9 protein-coding genes are annotated in these 16,825 nt (G+C 66.0%); 5 read left to right on the plus strand and 4 right to left on the minus strand.

What is annotated here, in order from left to right; genetic code table 11:
• Positions 1-11: 11 nt before the first annotated feature.
• From GV832_RS01970 to GV832_RS01980, 3 genes are all read left to right on the plus strand, one after another.
• Positions 12-851: a 5-deoxy-glucuronate isomerase gene (locus GV832_RS01970; RefSeq protein ID WP_168773147.1), complete on the plus strand. Its 840-nt coding sequence runs from the start codon at positions 12-14 to the stop codon at positions 849-851.
• The gene (locus GV832_RS01975; protein ID WP_168773148.1) at positions 848-1,690 is read left to right on the plus strand and encodes a class II fructose-bisphosphate aldolase; all 843 of its coding nucleotides are present in this window, start codon (positions 848-850) and stop codon (positions 1,688-1,690) included. The genes GV832_RS01970 and GV832_RS01975 overlap by 4 nt, the downstream gene beginning before the upstream one ends.
• Before the next feature lie 113 nt (positions 1,691-1,803).
• Positions 1,804-3,120 carry a sensor histidine kinase gene (locus GV832_RS01980; protein WP_168773149.1) on the plus strand — a complete coding sequence of 439 codons (1,317 nt, stop codon included), beginning with the start codon at positions 1,804-1,806 and terminating at the stop codon, positions 3,118-3,120.
• 59 nt (positions 3,121-3,179) lie between these two features.
• Here GV832_RS01980 and GV832_RS01985 read toward each other — a convergent pair whose 3' ends face one another.
• Genes GV832_RS01985 through GV832_RS02000 form a run of 4 tightly spaced genes read right to left on the minus strand, consistent with a single transcriptional unit; the run spans position 3,180 to position 6,038 of the window.
• On the minus strand, positions 3,180-4,166 hold the full coding sequence (locus GV832_RS01985) for a DUF6976 family protein (RefSeq protein ID WP_168773150.1): 987 nt from the start codon (positions 4,164-4,166) through the stop codon (positions 3,180-3,182).
• A gap of 11 nt (positions 4,167-4,177) precedes the next feature.
• A complete protein-coding gene (locus GV832_RS01990; protein WP_168773151.1) occupies positions 4,178-4,387 on the minus strand; it encodes a hypothetical protein in 210 nt (69 codons plus the stop codon).
• Between the two features lie 54 nt (positions 4,388-4,441).
• A complete protein-coding gene (locus GV832_RS01995) occupies positions 4,442-4,909 on the minus strand; it encodes a flavin reductase family protein (protein WP_227754185.1) in 468 nt (155 codons plus the stop codon).
• 34 nt (positions 4,910-4,943) lie between these two features.
• Positions 4,944-6,038: an LLM class flavin-dependent oxidoreductase gene (locus GV832_RS02000; RefSeq protein WP_227754186.1), complete on the minus strand. Its 1,095-nt coding sequence runs from the start codon at positions 6,036-6,038 to the stop codon at positions 4,944-4,946.
• 109 nt (positions 6,039-6,147) lie between these two features.
• Here GV832_RS02000 and GV832_RS02005 point away from each other — a divergent pair, with 109 nt between their 5' ends.
• On the plus strand, positions 6,148-6,693 hold the full coding sequence (locus GV832_RS02005) for a winged helix DNA-binding protein (RefSeq protein ID WP_168773153.1): 546 nt from the start codon (positions 6,148-6,150) through the stop codon (positions 6,691-6,693).
• A 185-nt stretch (positions 6,694-6,878) separates the two neighbouring features.
• The gene (locus GV832_RS02010; protein ID WP_168773154.1) at positions 6,879-16,796 is read left to right on the plus strand and encodes a calcium-binding protein; all 9,918 of its coding nucleotides are present in this window, start codon (positions 6,879-6,881) and stop codon (positions 16,794-16,796) included.
• The last annotated feature ends 29 nt before the right edge of the window (positions 16,797-16,825 follow it).

Consider the following 16,825-nt stretch of genomic DNA (forward strand, 5'->3'; position numbering starts at 1 on the left):
GAGGACAAGCCATGCACATCGCCCCCCATGACAACCAGAACCGCCCCATCGTCGATATGGGCAACCCCCTGGTCCCCCTGGTCTATTTCAACATCCTGCGCCTGGCGGCGGGCCAGCATTTCGACTACCGAACCCCGGGCTACGAGACCTGCGTGGTCCCCGCCACAGGCACGGTAACGGTCGAGACCCAGGGCGAGACCTTTGCCGATATCGGCCACCGGGGCGTCGATGTCTGGGACGGCGAGCCCGAGGGTGTCTATGTCCCCTCGGGCGCCGGGGCGCGGATCACTGCCCGGACCGAGACGGAGGTCTTCGTCGCGGGCGCGGCCTTTGCCGAGACGCTCCGCCCCTTTGCCGTGCGCGCCGCCGATATCGACCGGGTGCAATATGGCTCGGACGACACGAAAACCCACCGCAAGATCAAGCACATCCTGGGCGCGGCCTATCATGACCGGGTGGGGCGGCTTCTGGTCTCTGAGCTTTTCACTGTCGGCGCGGGCGGCTGGTCGGGCTTCCCGAGCCACAAGCACGACACCGACCGCCTGCCGGAAGAGACCCGCCACGACGAATGCTACAACTTCCGCTTCCGCCCCGACTACGGGTCAGGGATGCAGATGCTGCAACGCGTCGACAACGAGCCGGGCGAGGCCTATCACATCATGAACCGGTCAACCGTGCTGATCGACAAGGGCTATCACCCCTGCTGCGTCCTGCCGGGCTACGAGATGTATTACTTCACCATCCTCGGCGGCCAAAGCCAGCGCAGCCTGAAGCAATTCTTCCAGCCGACCCATGCGGCGCAGCTTCACACGATCCCGGGGATCATGGACATGGTGGCAAAGTTCAAATGACCCTGGCGACCCTGGCCCAGGTCCTGCAACCGGCGCTGCGGGACGGTTACGCCGTCCCCGGCCTCGTCTGCCTCGGTTGGGAGGACATGCGGGCCTATGTCGCCGCCGCCGAGGCCGAGCGCGCTCCGGTCATCCTGCAAGCCGGGCCGGGCTGTCGCGCCCATACGCCGCTGGCCGTGTTGGGGGCCATGTTCCGCCACCTGGCCGAAGCCGCCTCGGTTCCCGTCGTGGCGCATCTGGACCATGGCTATACGGCCCAGGACTGCCGGGCGGCGCTGGAGGCAGGCTTCACCTCGGTCATGGTCGATGGGTCGAGCCTGCCCTTGCAAGCCAATATCGACCTGACGGCCCTTGTGGCCGAGATGGCCCATGCGCAGGGCGCCTCTTGCGAAGGCGAGATCGGCTTCGTCGGCTACGCCGGGGGCGCCGAGTCCCGGGGGACCGACCCGGAAGAGGCCGCCCGCTTTGCGCGCGAAACCGGCATCGACGCCATGGCGATTTCGGTCGGCAATGTCCACCTGCAACAGGCGCCCGGCATGGGCCTTGACCTTGCCCGCCTGCGCGCGATCGAGGCCCTGACCTCGGTGCCCCTGGTGTTGCACGGCGGTTCCGGCATCTCGTCGGCAGAGCGGAGCGCCCTGGCCCAGGGCAGCCGCATCGCCAAGGTCAACATCGGCACGGAACTGCGCCTGGCTTTCGGCCGGGCCCTGCGCGAGGGGCTGATGCGCGACCCCGACCAATTCGACCGCCTGGCGATCCTGAAGGCCACCGAAGCCCCGGTGACCGAGGCCGCAAGGGCCGCGATCCGCAGCCTTGGGGCCTCGGGCCGGGTCCGATGACCCAGGCCGGCGACGCGTGAGCCTTGCCACCATCGCGGCTCTCGCGGATAGTTGACGCAAAGGCAGCCGCCGCCCCGCAAGCCCGCCGTCTTCGGACCATGGAGATCGGACCAATGAGCGACCAGCCCGACCATCCCCAAGAGCTGGAACGCCATTTCCGCGTGGAATATGGCGATCGCCGCGAGGTCTTCGCGCGGATCCTGGGGACGATTCTCGGCGCGGGCATTCTTTACGGCTATACGGGCTGGCTCAGCGCCTGGGCCTGGATGGCGGGCTTCCTTTTGGCGCAGGTGGCCTATTTCGCCTTCCTGAAGCTGCGCAAGGCCCGGGCCACGGCGCGGGACGAGGTCATATCCGGGCTCCTGTTCCTGCAGCTTCTGGCGTCTTTCCTGTGGATGCCCGCCGTGATGATCTGCGAAGAGGACCGCGCGCTGTCGATCTGCGGTGCCGCACTCGTCGGGTGCAACCTGGTCTTCCTGGTCCGGCGTTCGGACAATTCCAAGGTCATGATCTATGGCGAGGTCGTTGTCGTCGCCTCGGTCATCGTCTCGGTCTTCGTGACCTTGATCCCGCAGTTCAGCGACCCCTTGGCCCGGGCCGGCCTTCTGCTCAGCGGCTCTGCGCTGCTGTATTACTTCATCGAGGCCGCCGCCGCCGCCCGCCGTCTGCGGCGCGAGGCGCTGGAGGCCAACCAGCGCAGCCTTCAGGCCGAGAAAATGGCCGCCATCGGGCGCCTGGCGGGCGGGGTGGCGCATGATTTCAACAACAACCTGACCGCGATCCTGGGTCATATCGAGCTCTTGGGGCTGTTGGAGGATGGCGAAGAACGCCGCGCCTCTTTGGAGGAAGCCACCGTGGCGGCGCGTCAGGCGGCCCGGACGGTCAAGCAGCTTCTGGCCTTTGCGCGCAAGGAGCGGATGGTGCTGGCCCCGCAAGAGGGCGGTGAAATCCTCGAGGGCCTGGTCGTCCTGACGCGGCGGCTGATCCCGGTCTCGGTGGCGCTGAAGGTCGAGGCGGGGGCAGGGCGGCAGGGCTTCGTCGCCGACCGGGCGCAGCTCTTGTCGGCGCTGATCAACCTGGTCGTCAATGCGGTGGATGCGATGCCCGGGGGCGGCACGGTCACGCTGTCCAGCAGCAGGGTCCAACTGGCCGAGCCCCTGGTTCTGGCGGATGGCGCACAGATCGAGCCCGGGGCCTATGTCCGCCTTTCGGTCCGCGACGAGGGCGGCGGCATCCCGGCCCATGTGCTGCCCAAGGTTCTGGAGCCCTTCTTCACCACCAAGCCGGCCGGCAAGGGCACGGGGCTTGGCCTGCCCATGGCCTTCGGCGTCTCGCGTGAGTTCGGCGGCGGGCTGACCATCGCCACGGCGCCGCAGGGGACGACCGTCTCGATGTTCCTGCCCTTGTCGGAGGCACCGGTGGCCACCTAGTCCGCAATAGGACCCAGGGCCCCGCCGCGCCAGGGAAACCCCCGGCGCGGCGGGTCTTTTCAGGCGGCCTGGATGTCCATGCGGACCAGGGTCTGGTTCAACAGGACATAGGCGATCTCGCCGAAGGTGACGGGGCCGGTAAAGGCGCCGGTGCGCTTGCCCGTCATGTCGCCGTAAAGATAGTTCAGGATGCAGTTGCACGAGAACTGACCCGCGCCCGAGGTGCCGACCTTGTCCGAGAAAGCCTCGGCATAGTTCCCCAAGGCCTCGGCCTGGCGGTATTCGACGCCAGCCAGAACTGGCGCATAGAGCGTCACCTGGCCCTTGGCCAGGTCGACCTCCTGGATCGAGACATTGATCAGCGCCCCGGCATAATTGGCGACCAGGGGCAGCTTGGTGTCCATCCCGGTGCGGGTCACATACTCGGCCAGGTTGACGCGTTGACCGGCGACCAGCGCCTCGGTCACCGTGAAGCCCGAGGTCTCGAACAGGATCGGCGGGTTGGCCTCGCCGCCGCGTTCGAAGATGTTCAGGATGTCGAGATCAGCCGACAGTTCCCCCGGCAATTCGACATGCAGAAGCGCCGCGCCATCCTCGTGGGACGAGCCGTCCGAGCCGATGAAGACCTTGGGCTTGCGCTTGCCGATCTCGTCCAGGCCGACGCCGGTCACCCAGCCGAAGAGCGGCTGTTCGAAGAGCCCGGGGAAGCTGGCGCCGTGCAGGGCGAATTCGGAATGGGTGGTCGAAAAGGCCGGAACCAGGATCAGCGAGAAGCCATGCGTGGTATATCCCTCGCTGATTTGCGGCAGGTCCTTGGTCGCAACCAGCCGAGGCCGCGCATCGGTGCCCATCGGAAAGGTCGTGCAGAACAGCTTGTCGCGCCGCTCTTCCCCGCCGGTTTCGGTGATGAAATAGACGGTGGTGCCACCGATCCAGCGCCCCTTGGGCAGTTGCGACAAAAGCGCCTCGTCCCCGGCAAGGACCATGATGCGTCCCTCGGCAATCCGTGCGGCGGCTTCGGCGACGGTCAGAAACTCGTTTTCCATGTCGGTACCTTTCAGAAACAGGCCAGGTCTTTTTCGGCGAAACTGTGCTTTGCGAAGTAGGCCGAGAACTCTTGCAGCTTGCCGGGCAGCGACGCGGGGGCATCGCGCACCTCTTGTCGCAGGCGCGCCAGCAGGATTCGGGTGGCGAGAGAGGCCTTGGACACATCGGTGGTGGACAAGATCGCTCGTTTCAGTCGGGGGTCGTTCGGATCAACAGCCATGGTTTCCTCTTGAGCGCGGTGGCGGCAACTTGCGCCCCGCGTCTTAAGAAAAACCTAAGACGTCATGGACTGCGTCTCGGCCAGGGGGCGGTAGGCGCCCTGCCAATAGGTCAGCGCACCGGCGTTCGGCGTCGAACGGACCGCCTCGACGCGGCCGATGACGATGGAATGGGTGGCGCGGTCGGTCATCTCTTCGACCGTGCAGTCAAAGGCCGCCGGGGCGCCGCGCAGAAGCCTTGCCCCGGTCACCGCCACCTCCCACTCTGCCCCCTCGAACCGGGCGGCGCCCTTGGCCCCGCCCGCGAATCTTTCGGCCAGGGCCTGGTGGCCGGCCCCCAGGGAGGACCAGCCAAAGCAGCCGTATTCGGCCAAAAGCGGATGGGCCGAGGCCGTCCGGTTGATGCAGAACAGGACCAGCGCGGGTTCGACCGAAAGCGACACGGCCGAGGTCACGACCAGCCCCGAGGCCCGCGCGCCCTGTCCCACCGTGATGATGCTGACATTGCCCACAAGGGCCCGCATTGCCTTGCGAAAATCGCCTGCGCTGGCCCCCATCTCAGCGGATGCCCGCCTTCTCCAGACGCGGCAGAACCTCGTCGCGGAAGTAGGGGAACTCCTTGACGTAATCGACGAAGGACAGGGTCGTTCCGGCGAAGCCCGTCTCGTGCAGCTTGATCAAGCCCGCCGCAACCTGGTCGGGCGTGCCGATCAGGGGGAAGCCTCCGTGACCCAGGGCAAAGCCATAGCGGATCTGGGTCAGAAGATCATGCGGGAAGCTCAGCGCATGGGCCAGTTGCAGGCGGATCAGGTTGTCGGTCGCCTCCCAGTCGGCGTTTTCATCGACGATGTAGCGGACGTAATCCTGCGCTTCCTTCTCGGTCGGGCGGCAGACGACATGGCTGAAGGTCAACACGCCGACCTTGCGCTTTTTTGCCGCAGCCTGGGCCTTGAGCGCGGCGATCTCCTCTTTCGACCGCGCGAGGTCGATGGCCGGGGTAAAGAGGAAATCGGCATTGTCGGTGGCAAATTCGCGGCCCTGGGGCGAGCCCGCGGCGTTGATCACCGGGACAGACCCACGCAGGGGCGAAGGGTCGCCCTTGAGCCCCCTGATGTTCTTGAACCAGGTGCCATCCCAGTCGAAATGCTTGTCCGAAGCCCAGACCTTGCGGATCAGGTCATACCATTCCTGCGCATAGCCATAGCGCGTCTCGTGGTCGTCGGGCAGGGTCAGACCCAGGGCCTGATACTCCGGCTTGTTCCAGCCTGCCACGATGTTCAACCCGGCGCGGCCCTTGCCGATCTGGTCGATGGTGGCGATCTGCTTGGCCACGACCACCGGGTGATTGGCCGAGGTGTGGATGGTCGCGAAGACCGTGATGTTCCTGGTCGAGGCCAGGAGCCCCGCCGCCCAGGTCATCGTCTCCAGCACGCCGCCGTGGAAGTCGGTCGGCCCGCCGTAGCCGATCCAGCGCGCGATGGGCAGCATGAAGTCGATCCCTGCCTCGTCCAGCATCTTGGCCAAGGTCAGGTTGTTCTCCCAGGAGTTCACCCAGCGGTCCGCCGCCTGGGTCGGGGTCATCCCCGAAGAGCAATTGGTCGAAAAGGTGCCCAAGCGAAAGCGGTCGCCCGACAGCATCGGTGCGTCATTCATGGTTGCAGTCCCTGTTCAGATTTATTTTATGTTTGAAAGTCTATCGTAAATTCTCATTGCGTCAACGGGTTTGACGGGCAAGGATGGCGCGGTTCCAAAGAGGCGCGCCATGGCGAAGAAACCGCAACAGGGTCAAGCAGATACCGGGCTGGATTACCGCTGGCACCTGGCCCATGGCGCGGCAGAGGTCGATCTGACCGAGCTGGAATTTGCGCTGATGCGGGCCAACGAGGGATTCGAGCGCTGGCAGTCGGAATGCCTGGCCTCGGTTTGTGACCTGTCCGCGACCGGGCCCGAGAATGCGCTCTTGCACATCATCCGCATGAACGACCGGCCCAAGACGATCAAGGACCTGGCGCGGCTGACCAATCGCGACGACGTGCCGAACATCCAGTATTCGCTGCGCAAGCTTCTGGGCGCCGGGCTGATCCTGCGCAAGGGCTCGGGGCGCAGCGGTGTGACCTACGAAGTCACGCCCGAGGGCCACCGGGTGACCGAGGATTACGGCGCGCTGCGGCGGCGGCTTCTGCTGGCGGCGCTCGACAACTTGCCGGGCTTTGCCGCAAGGCTGACCGAGGCGACACGGACCTTGAACCTGCTGAGCGGCATCTATGAAGAGGTCGCCCGCACCGCCGCCACCCACCGCCCGGGCTGAACCGTGCTCGGGGTGGCGAACCGGCATATCCTTAACAATTCCTTGCCAGACTTGGGTGCGCGCGGTTAGCCTTGTTTACCAAGCCGTGACATTCCAGCTTCTGCCTCGACCCTGCGCCGCAGACCGAATTCCCGCGCAGGCCTGCCCTTCTCCGTGAACTTCATCTGCTTTCAAGGGATTGCGCCATGGCCGTTTCGACCACGCTTTTGTCTTTTGCGACGACGGACCAGAACCTTTGGGCCCCGGGTGCGGCCATCGAGCTTGGGATCGACACGGGCGATTCGCTGATCTGGGACCCCGATGAGCTGACCTATGACCTGGAGATCGGCGGATCCTTCCTTGGCGTCTCGGCCCAGGTCTATCTGGATGCCAAGATCGGGCTGGTGGCCTATGCCTCCATCGGCGAGGCGGGGCGCTTTGGCGGCGGCATCGACATCGCGCTGGAGGTCGGCCATTCGGCCGTCGTGCTGGGCGGCCAGCAGATGCATTTCGACTTCTCGAACTATTCGATCACCCAGGCCGACCTGGACTCCACCGGCTTCAGCGTCGGGCCCAAGGCAGGGATCGACCTGGTCCTGGGCTTCCAGTTCGGCCTGCGCGACATCTCTTATTCGGTCTTCGGGATCAAAGGCTCGGCAGGCGATATCTCGATCGTCAACGTGGACGAGAACATCACCCTGTTTTCGGTCGGGCCCGGGGACCTGGAGCTGCCCTTCGACCTGGGCTACGGGCTGGAGCTGACCCTGCGCGTGCCCTCGGGCGCCGATACCACGGGCACTTCGACCAAGCCCATCGTCACCTCGGACGGGTTCTCGGACAGCCCCTTCCTGGACCTGTCCGCCGACCTGGACGAGCTCTTGACCTCGCTCTTGAAGAAGATCCCCTTCCCGCCTGCCGCCGCCGTGGCCAATGTGCTGGAACAGACCATCTTCGCGACCTTCGAATTCGACCTGAACGACTATGTCCCGGGCATCGACAAGGGCATCTTCGGGATCGAGGCGACGGTGCTGGACATCGGCGCGACGATCGGCGCGACGGTGTCCGAACAGCTGAGCCTTGATTTCTCGAATGGCGACGGGGTCACGCCGGATGTCGATATCACCCTGCGGTCCGACAATGGCACCGTGGGCGACCTGACCGACGACGTGATCACGACGGCCAAGCTGGGCGACAATGACGTGACCTTGCAGGGTCCGGGCTATGAGGGCTTTGGCCCGGTCACCGTGACGGCAACCTACGAGCTGGGCGACCCGCGCTTCACCCACAACATCGGCATCGACCTTGTGGGCTCCTTCACCATCGAGGCGCTCAAGGCTGCCACGACCGGCATGATCGGCGAGAAGCTGGGCGTGAAGTTCGGCCCCCTTCTGTCGCTGGAGTTCCCCGAGGGCGGCTTCCGCCTGAATGTCATCCCCTCGGTCTATTCCAACAGTTTCAACCTCGCGCCCGGGGCCTTCAACACGATCACCGACAGCTACCAGATCTTCTATTCCTCGACCGCGCCGCAGGGGATCGTCGATTTCGACAAGCCGGGCGTCGTGCAGGAACTGATCGCCTACAACGAGGTGCGCCAGATCAACATCGCGGCCTCGAACGCGACCTTCGCGGCCGTGAACGGCTCGCGGGTGGCGGCGACCTATGACTTCACCAACGGCTTCTTCATCAACACGGCATCGGCGCAATTCGCCACCTTCCGTTTCGACGTGGCCCCCGCCTTCCCCGGAGGCCCCCGCGTCGGAAATGCCGACATGCAGGGCAACTTGTCGGTGACGACCCGCGACGTCGTCAACATCGACGCCTTCAACAATGTGGGCGTGCCGCTCGGCCAGCTGTCGGCGAGCTATACGATCAACGGCCTGTTCAACCCCTTCCCGCTCTCGGGGACCCTCGACGCCTCGACCGCGCATTCCGCCTCGGGCTATATCTTCCTGAACTCTTTGCCCTTCCCGGGCGACATGTTCGTGGGCGGCCCGGGGGGGATCGCGGAAGGCACGGTGCTGACCTATCGCTATTCCGGGGTGGATTTCCGGACCGAGAATTCGGTCAATATCCTTGGCAATTCCCGGGACGACCTCCTGGTCTATTGGGGCAACGAGGCGCAGCTGATCAACGGCGGTGGCCAGCAGGCCGGAAGCGCCACTGGCGACGTGCTGGTCGCGAACTTCGCCCGCAGCCACCCGCTTGATGCCATCGAATGGGACCTGCGCCCGACCGCAGGCGGCGCGCAGGCCGTGGGCGGCGATGGGGTCAAGCTGAAGCTGACCCGGGGGGCGGCGCTTTACGATGTCGCCGGGACGGGCCTTCTGTCCTCGGGCTACCAGGCCGTCGCGGGCGTGCCGGGCGCCATCGAGATCGCGCCCTCGGACCCCGATGGTGTGGCGCTGGTGCGCACCGGGGTCCTGAACATCGCGGGGACCTTCATCCTGCGCGTGACGGCCGAGGACACGGCCAATGGCGCCTCGAGCTTCGAGGTTCGGGTGGTCAACGCCGCCAATACTCCGGTGCGCACCATCGGCACCTATCTGACCAACCAGACCCGCCCGGGCGAGATCGGCGGCTACTCCGACCTGGTCATCAAGGATATCGTCCTGAACGTGGGCGAGAAGATCGAGATCATCACCTATCGCGGCGGCGCCACCGGGGCCGAGGCCGAGGCCGCCCGCATCTCGCGCCTGCAACTGCACGAGCAGCACGAGGTCAATTTCGTCAACATCGAAAGCTTCATGCTGGCCACCTCGAACAAGGCCGACCTGATCTTCACCTCGACCTATCGCGACGGGATCACCTTCAACGGCGGCGACGACACGCTGTTCCTGACCGCCGATGCCCATTCCGAAGAGATGGACATGGGGATAGGTTCCGATATCGCGCTGATCGAGATGAAGACCCCGGCCCAGACCGGGGGGACGGGCGCACAGGACCGCATCTTCGGCCAGCTTGGCGGGGATGAGGCCATCGTGCGCAACCTGTCGGATGTCGGCATGACCTGGGTTCTGCGCACCCCCGACCCGGCCCTGGGAACCGGACAGTTCCTGACCGGCGTCCTGGGCTTTGCCACCTCGGCCTTCGAGCTTTCGACCGCGCTGCGCGGGCTGAATTGGGTCTGGAAGGACCCTTTCTCGACCTCACGCGAGGTCAGCTTGCCGAATTCGACCCTGCCCGGCTCCTTCATCGAGGCCCGCCTGACCTCGGGCGGCTTCACCAATTCGGCCGTCCTTTTGAACTTCGAGGCGGTCAGCTTCGAGGGCTCGGACACGGCCAACGACCTGGCCTTTTTCTTTGGCGGCGCGATCTATGACGGCGGGGATTCCGAGATCGACACTTTCGTCGGGGACTTTTCGCAATACAGGCAGGTGGTGGGCCAGGAACGCGGCGTCGTCATCTCGGGCTACAACGCCGACTTTGGGCTGGAGGAATCGCCCTTCGGCGAGATCCGCACGACCTTTACCTATGACGAGGGCATCACCTTTGCGGGCGGCCACCGGGTCCGGACCTCGGAGATCAAGGGCTTCGAGCGGCTGATCGTCACCGGCACGTCGCTTGGAGACGTCCTGGTGGGCGGGGCCTATGCCGATCAGTTCGAGGGCGGAGCGGGCAATGACATCCTGGTGGGCGGCGGCTCCTTCCTGCCCACGCTGGCCTCGGGCACCTTCGCGCTTGGCGGGGTCAACGAGTTTTACGGCGGATTGGGGGATGACACGTTCCACGTCACCGGCGCCGAGCGGAGCCTGATCCGGCCCGACCTGGTGAACAACCTGGGCGATCAGCTCAACTTTGGCCCCGGGCTTCTGGCCATCCCGGAATTCGCCACCTTCTACGGCACCACCCTGACGGGCTTGCGGCAGGTCTTCCATCCCTATGACTCGGGTGGAACCGTCATCACCTTTGGCGCGCTTGACAGCGCCGCGACGCTTCTGGCGGCGACGGGGTTGATCACCACCTCCAACCGCGATTTCATCTTTGAGACCACCCTTGGCCTCGGGGCCTTCGTCTCGGGCCAGGTGCGCACCAACCTGACCGGCCTGGATGCCACCGACGACCTCTTCTTTGCCGATGGCGGGGCGACCTATGTCGGCGGAGAGCGCGTGGGCGACCGCGACACTTTCGTGGCCGATTTCTCGGGGCAGAGCATCGCCTTGACCTGGAATGTCGAGCAGGACGTGGCGGGCGTGACGCTGGCCAATGGCGTCCACGTGGCCGAGATGGACCGCGTTGTCCTGAAGCTGGGCAGTGGCGGGGACATGGTCACCGGCGGAAAGCTGGACGACCTGATCTACGCGGGCCAAGGGTCCGACGTTCTGCGCGGCGGAGGGGCAGAGACCGGCGACACGATCTATGGCGGCGCGGGGGCGGACCTCTTCGGCTGGAACGCCGATGACGGCAATGCCTGGCTCGACGGGGGCTCCGATGCCGGCGACACGGCCAATGCGGTCACCGACCGGCTTCTGGTTTCGGCCGTGGGGCAGAATGGCCTGGCGCTGATGGGGGTCGGGCTTTCGGCCAACTTCCACGACGGCACCTTTGCCGCGATGGCGGCTCCGGTCACCGCCGACGACGCCACGAATCTCTTGGAGACCATGTTCTTCCTGCAAGATGACGGCTATGAGCTGCGCATCTTCTCGGGCGGGAATTTCGTCACCACGACCGGGATCGAGGCCGTGGATGTCCAGGGCTCGAACGAGCACAATGACCTGATCCTCCATCACGGCGGCAATTTCTACGACGGCGGCGACAAGCTGGGCGATGCCGATATCTTCATGGCCGATTTCGGGTCGGAAACCCGGAGTCTGACGATCACCGCGCGTGCGGGCGATGACCGCCTGGCCGATGCGGTCGGGATGCAGGACATCGGCAACGGCGTCTCGATCGGCAATTTCGAGCGGCTCTTCGTGCGGACGGGATCGGGCGCCGACCAGGTCACCGGCGGCGACTTCGGCGACCTGATCGAGTCGGGCGACGGCGAAGACCTGGTGGACGGTGGCGCGGGCGACGACACGCTGGATGGCGGCGCGGGCAAGGATATCCTGTTCTACTCCAGCGGGACCGACGTCATCCGGGGCGGCGCGGACAGCGATATCCTCGAGATGGGCAACATCCCCGGTGGCACCCTCACGGTGCTGGGCTTCCAGGCCAATGGCGCGCTGCTCTTCGATGCCTCGGTCCATGACATCAACTCTGCCGCCCAGGCGCGCAGCGAGCTGACTGCGCTGTTTTCGAACGTCGCATCTGTCGAGAGCTTTACAGCGCTGGGCAGCAGCGGGAACCTGGTGACCTATTCGGGCATCGAAAAGGTCATCGTCTCGGCCGAAGAGGACCGTGACATGCTGGTCTCGGGCACCGGTGGTGGCATCCTGTCGGGCGATGGCGGGGATGACGTGCTGGTGGGCCTGGGCGGCAACGACCTCCTGGTCGGCGGGGCGGGCTTTGACCGCTATGCCGTGTCGGGCGCCTGGGGCAAGGATGTGATCGGCGGCGAATATGCGGGCAGCGGAGAGATCCATTTCTTCGGCTGGACGCGGGCGCAGGTCACTTTCAGCGTCCAGGGCGGCGATGACCTCCTGATGCGGGTCGGGGCGAACACGCTTCTGTTCCTTGACTATTTCGCCAATGGGGCCAATGGCCTGGCCTATACTTTCGCCTTCGACGACCAGACCGTCGCCTTGAACCTGACGGCGCTGGGCGCGGTTTCCAATGGCGCCATCACCACGGGCGAGGTCTATTTCGGCACCGCGGACCGCGACGAGATCTTCGACGGCACCGCAGGCTCGGACAGCTATTTCATGCGCGAGGGCAATGACCTGATCGCAGGCAGCGCCGGGCCCGACATCATCAGCGGCGGGCTTGGTCTGGATGCGGTGATCTACCAGGGCATGGTGGTCGCGGGCCCCGAGGCGCTGGGCGTCACGGTCAACCTGGCCACCGGCTTCGGTCAGGGCGGAGATGCGGCGGGCGATATCCTGATCTCGATCGAGGATATCCTCGGCTCGGATGGACGCGACAATCTCACCGGTTCGGACCGGCGCAATGCGCTGGCGGGCGGCGAGGGGCGCGATACGATCAACGGCGGCGGCGGCAACGATTTCCTTTCGGGAGACGCGGGCAACGACCGGCTGGATGGCGGGGCGGATGACGACCTGATCCTGGGCGGCAGCGGGCTGGACACGCTGAACGGCGGCACGGGCAACGATTACCTGAACGGCGGGGCGGACAACGACAGCTTCAGCGGCGATGACGGCGACGACACGGCGGTCGGCGGCGAGGGGTCGGACACGGCCGACCTTGGCGCGGGCAACGACGTCTGGATGGTCCTGGCCCCGGAAGGCGGGGTCGACACGGTCGAGGGCAACACCGGCAGCGATACGATCGAGCTTTCGGCCCTGACCACCGGCGGCGTGGTGACGCTGGGCGGTCCCTTTGACCAGGCGCAGCAGCTCTTCATCGACGGCGTGCTCCGGGCCAACCTGACCGGCTTCGAGAATGCCGTGGGCTCGGGCTATGACGATGCGCTGGTGGGCAATTCGCTGGACAACCGGATCATGGGCCTGGGCGGCAGCGACCGCATCCTGGGCCATGGCGGCAACGACATGCTGGACGGCGGCGCGGGCTTCGACCGGCTGGACTACAGCTCGGAGGGCGGCGGCGGGCGGGTCATCGTCGACCTGGCGCTTGGCACGGCCACGGATACCTATGGCAATACCGATACGATCGCGAATTTCGAACATGTGATCGGGTCGAATTTCGTCGCCTCGGGGCTGAAGGGAGACGATCTCTTCGGCGATGCGGGCAACAACACCTTCACCGGCAACAAGGGCATCGACTACGACCTGATCGACGGGCGGGCGGGCATCGACACGGTGGATTACAGCGCCGAGTCCGATACGCAGAACTACCTGCCCGGCGGCGGCTTTGTCCCCGGTCCGGTGGGCCAGGGCATCGTCGTCGACCTGTCGATCCTGGCCAATCTCGTCCTGCCCAATGCCACCGACACCTCGGGCCATGGCGACATCCTGATCAACATCGAGAACATCATCGGCTCGATCCGGGGCGACCTGATCAAGGGCAACGCGGCCGACAACCTCTTCGTCGGCGGCGACGGGGAGGACACGCTGGAGGGCGGCGGAGGCTTCGACACGCTGGATTACGGCGCCGAGACCGGCTTCCAGGGCGTGGTCATCGACGAGATCGACCCGCAGTTCACCCGCGACACCTTCGGCAAGCTGGACGTGCAGTCGGGCTTCGAGCGCATCATCGGCACCGCGCGCGGCGACCAGTTCTTCGTCTGGGACTACTTCGTGCGCGAGATCATCGCGGGCGATGGCGACGACCTGATCCAGATGCTGGGCGGGGCCACCACGGTCCACAACAGCCGGCTTTTCGGCGGCGATGGCAACGATGCGATCTATGGCTCGGACAGCTCGGATTTCCTCTTTGGCGGCACGGGCAATAACTTTGCGGCGGCGGCGGGGGGCGACGATGTCTATATGTCCTCCGGCGGCAATGACACTTTCGAGGGCGGCGCGGGCTTCAACCTGGTGAACTTCGAACTGGTGACCCAGGGCGTGAACGTCGACCTGACGACCGCCCTGGCCTTTGCGGGCCTGACGCAGATCCTGACCTTTACCGGGGTCCAGGGCGTGAAGGGCTCTCACCAGGGCGACTTGCTGACGGGCGATGCGGGCGCCAACCTGATCGACGGGTCCGAGGGCGATGACGGGCTGACCGGGGGCGATGGGGCCGACACGATCTATGGCGGCGCCGGGCGCGACCTGTTGAACTATGGCGAAGGCACCCAGGGCGTGAGGATCGACCTGACCCTGGCCTCGGGCAATGCGACCGACGGTTTCGGCAATACCGAGACCCTGCGCGACATCGAGGTCTTCGACACCACGGTCTTCGCCGACACGCTGAAGGGCAACGACGCGGCCCAGACCTTCGTCCTGCGCGGCGGGGCGGACCAGGTGGACGGTGGCGGCGGCTTCGACACGGCTGACTTCTCGCAGCTGGCGGCCAATCTGGCCGTGCAGATGGCCTTCGACAGTGTCACCGGGGTCCTGTCCGGCACGGTCGTGACCTCTGCGGGCACCGTGGTCCTGACCGGGGTCGAGCATGTCATTGGCACAAACAGCGCCTTCGACGACCTGTTCGGCAGCGATGGAAACGAGGTCTTCACCGGCAATGCGGGCAGCGCTGTCGATGTCATCGACGGGCGCGGGGGCATCGACACGGTGGACTATGGCTCCGAGACCGGGACGCTGGGGGTCACGGTCAACCTGGGCATTCTGTCGGCGGGGGCTGGCAGCCCCAATGCCACCGACACCTATGGACACGGCGATGCGCTGCAGGGCATCGAGGTCGTGATCGGCAGCGCCCTTGGCGACAGCCTTGCAGGCGGGGACCAGGCCGAGACGCTTTATGGCCAGGACGGCAACGACACCCTGGCAGGCTTCGTCGGCAATGACCTGCTGCATGGCGGCGATGGCATCGACACGGCCACCTATGCGATCGAGACCGGGGTCCTGGGCATCCTCAGCGACTGGCGCGACGGGTCCTGGTGGGTGCTGGACACCTTCGGCGGGCTTGACCGGCTGGTGGGGGTCGAGAACCTGACCGGCACGGCGCGGGCCGACACGATGACCGGAAGCGATGCGGACAACCTCTTGCTGGCGGGGCTGGGCAATGACCAGCTGGACGGCGGCAAGGGCGATGACCTGCTGAACGGCCAGGGCGGCAACGACAGTCTCCTGGGCTTTGTCGGCAACGACAGCCTGATCGGCGGCACGGGGGTCGACACGCTGCGCGGCGAGGCCGGGGTGGACACGTTGCGTGGTGGCGTCGGGGCCGATGTGATCGACGGCGGCGAGGGCCAGGACGCGGCCAGCTACTCCGACAGCACGACGGCGGTGCGCATCACCCTGGTCGATGGCGCGGCCACGGGGCTTGGCGGCGATGCGGCGGGCGATGTGCTGACCGGGATCGAGGACCTGATCGGCTCGGCGCATGCCGACAGCCTGACGGGTGACGACTTCGCCAACGTGCTGACCGGCGGGGCAGGGATCGACACGCTGACCGGCGGGCGCGGCAATGACGTCTATGTCACCGACGGGCTGGACGTGCTGGTCGAGGCCTCGGGCGGCGGGCGCGACCAGGTGCGCTCGACGGTCGCGATCACGCTTCTGGCCAATTTCGAGGACGCGGTCCTGACCGGCAATGCTGCGGTCAACCTGACGGGCAATACGGTCGGCAACGGGCTCTTCGGCAACGCGGGCGCCAACCAGTTGCAGGGCCTTGGCGGGGCGGACACGATGGGCGGCGGGGCTGGATCGGATGTCTATATCGCCGATGTGACCGATACGCTGATCGAAGAGGCCGACCAGGGCATCGACCGCGTCAATATCGCGGCCAACTACACCCTGGCCGAGAATTTCGAGAACCTGACCCTGACCGGCACGGGCCATTTCTCGGGCACGGGGAATGCGGCCAACAACCAGATCAACGGCAATGGCGGCCACAACACCCTGGACGGCACGACGGGGGCGGACACGCTGCGGGGCGGGGCAGGGAACGACACCCTTGTCACCGACGGCGGCGATGTCCTGATCGAGGCGCTGGACAGCGGCACCGACCTGGTGCTGTCCTCGGTCAGCCTGACGCTTGGCGCGAATTTGGAGAACCTGACCCTGACGGGGACGACGGCGGTGGCCGCCCGTGGCAATGGCCTGGCCAATGTGCTGATCGGCAATGCGGTGGGCAACCAGATCAACGGCGGCGCGGGGATCGACACGCTGACCGGGGGCGCGGGCCTCGACGACTTCGTCTTCGATCTGGCCCCGGGGGCGGCAGATGCCGATGTGATCACCGACTTCACCCTGGGCGAGGACAGGTTGCGGCTGGACGATGCCGACTTCCTGGGCCTGGCCCGCGGGGTGCTGGCGGCGGGGGCCTTCAGCAATGGCGCCGTCACTTCTCAGACCCGCATCATCCACGACACGGCGACCGGGGTGCTTTACTTCGACGCCGATGGCTCGGCTGCGGGGCTGCGGCTGGAGTTCGCCCGGGTCTCGATCGGGGTGGCCCTGACGGCGGCGGACTTCGTCATCTTCTGATCGGCGGCCCTCGGCTTAGCGGCCCCTGC

Source organism: Stagnihabitans tardus, from assembly GCF_009925085.1.
Lineage (GTDB): Bacteria > Pseudomonadota > Alphaproteobacteria > Rhodobacterales > Rhodobacteraceae > Stagnihabitans > Stagnihabitans tardus.

Bases quoted from the DNA above. Each gene is read 5' to 3' on its own strand.
- GV832_RS01985 (WP_168773150.1), bottom strand. From the start codon at position 4,166: ATGGAAAACGAGTTTCTGACCGTCGCCGAAGCCGCCGCACGGATTGCC.
- GV832_RS01995 (WP_227754185.1), bottom strand. From the start codon at position 4,909: ATGCGGGCCCTTGTGGGCAATGTCAGCATCATCACGGTGGGACAGGGC.
- GV832_RS02010 (WP_168773154.1), top strand. From the start codon at position 6,879: ATGGCCGTTTCGACCACGCTTTTGTCTTTTGCGACGACGGACCAGAAC.
- GV832_RS01990 (WP_168773151.1), bottom strand. From the start codon at position 4,387: ATGGCTGTTGATCCGAACGACCCCCGACTGAAACGAGCGATCTTGTCC.
- GV832_RS02005 (WP_168773153.1), top strand. From the start codon at position 6,148: ATGGCGAAGAAACCGCAACAGGGTCAAGCAGATACCGGGCTGGATTAC.
- GV832_RS01980 (WP_168773149.1), top strand. From the start codon at position 1,804: ATGAGCGACCAGCCCGACCATCCCCAAGAGCTGGAACGCCATTTCCGC.
- GV832_RS01975 (WP_168773148.1), top strand. From the start codon at position 848: ATGACCCTGGCGACCCTGGCCCAGGTCCTGCAACCGGCGCTGCGGGAC.
- GV832_RS01970 (WP_168773147.1), top strand. From the start codon at position 12: ATGCACATCGCCCCCCATGACAACCAGAACCGCCCCATCGTCGATATG.
- GV832_RS02000 (WP_227754186.1), bottom strand. From the start codon at position 6,038: ATGAATGACGCACCGATGCTGTCGGGCGACCGCTTTCGCTTGGGCACC.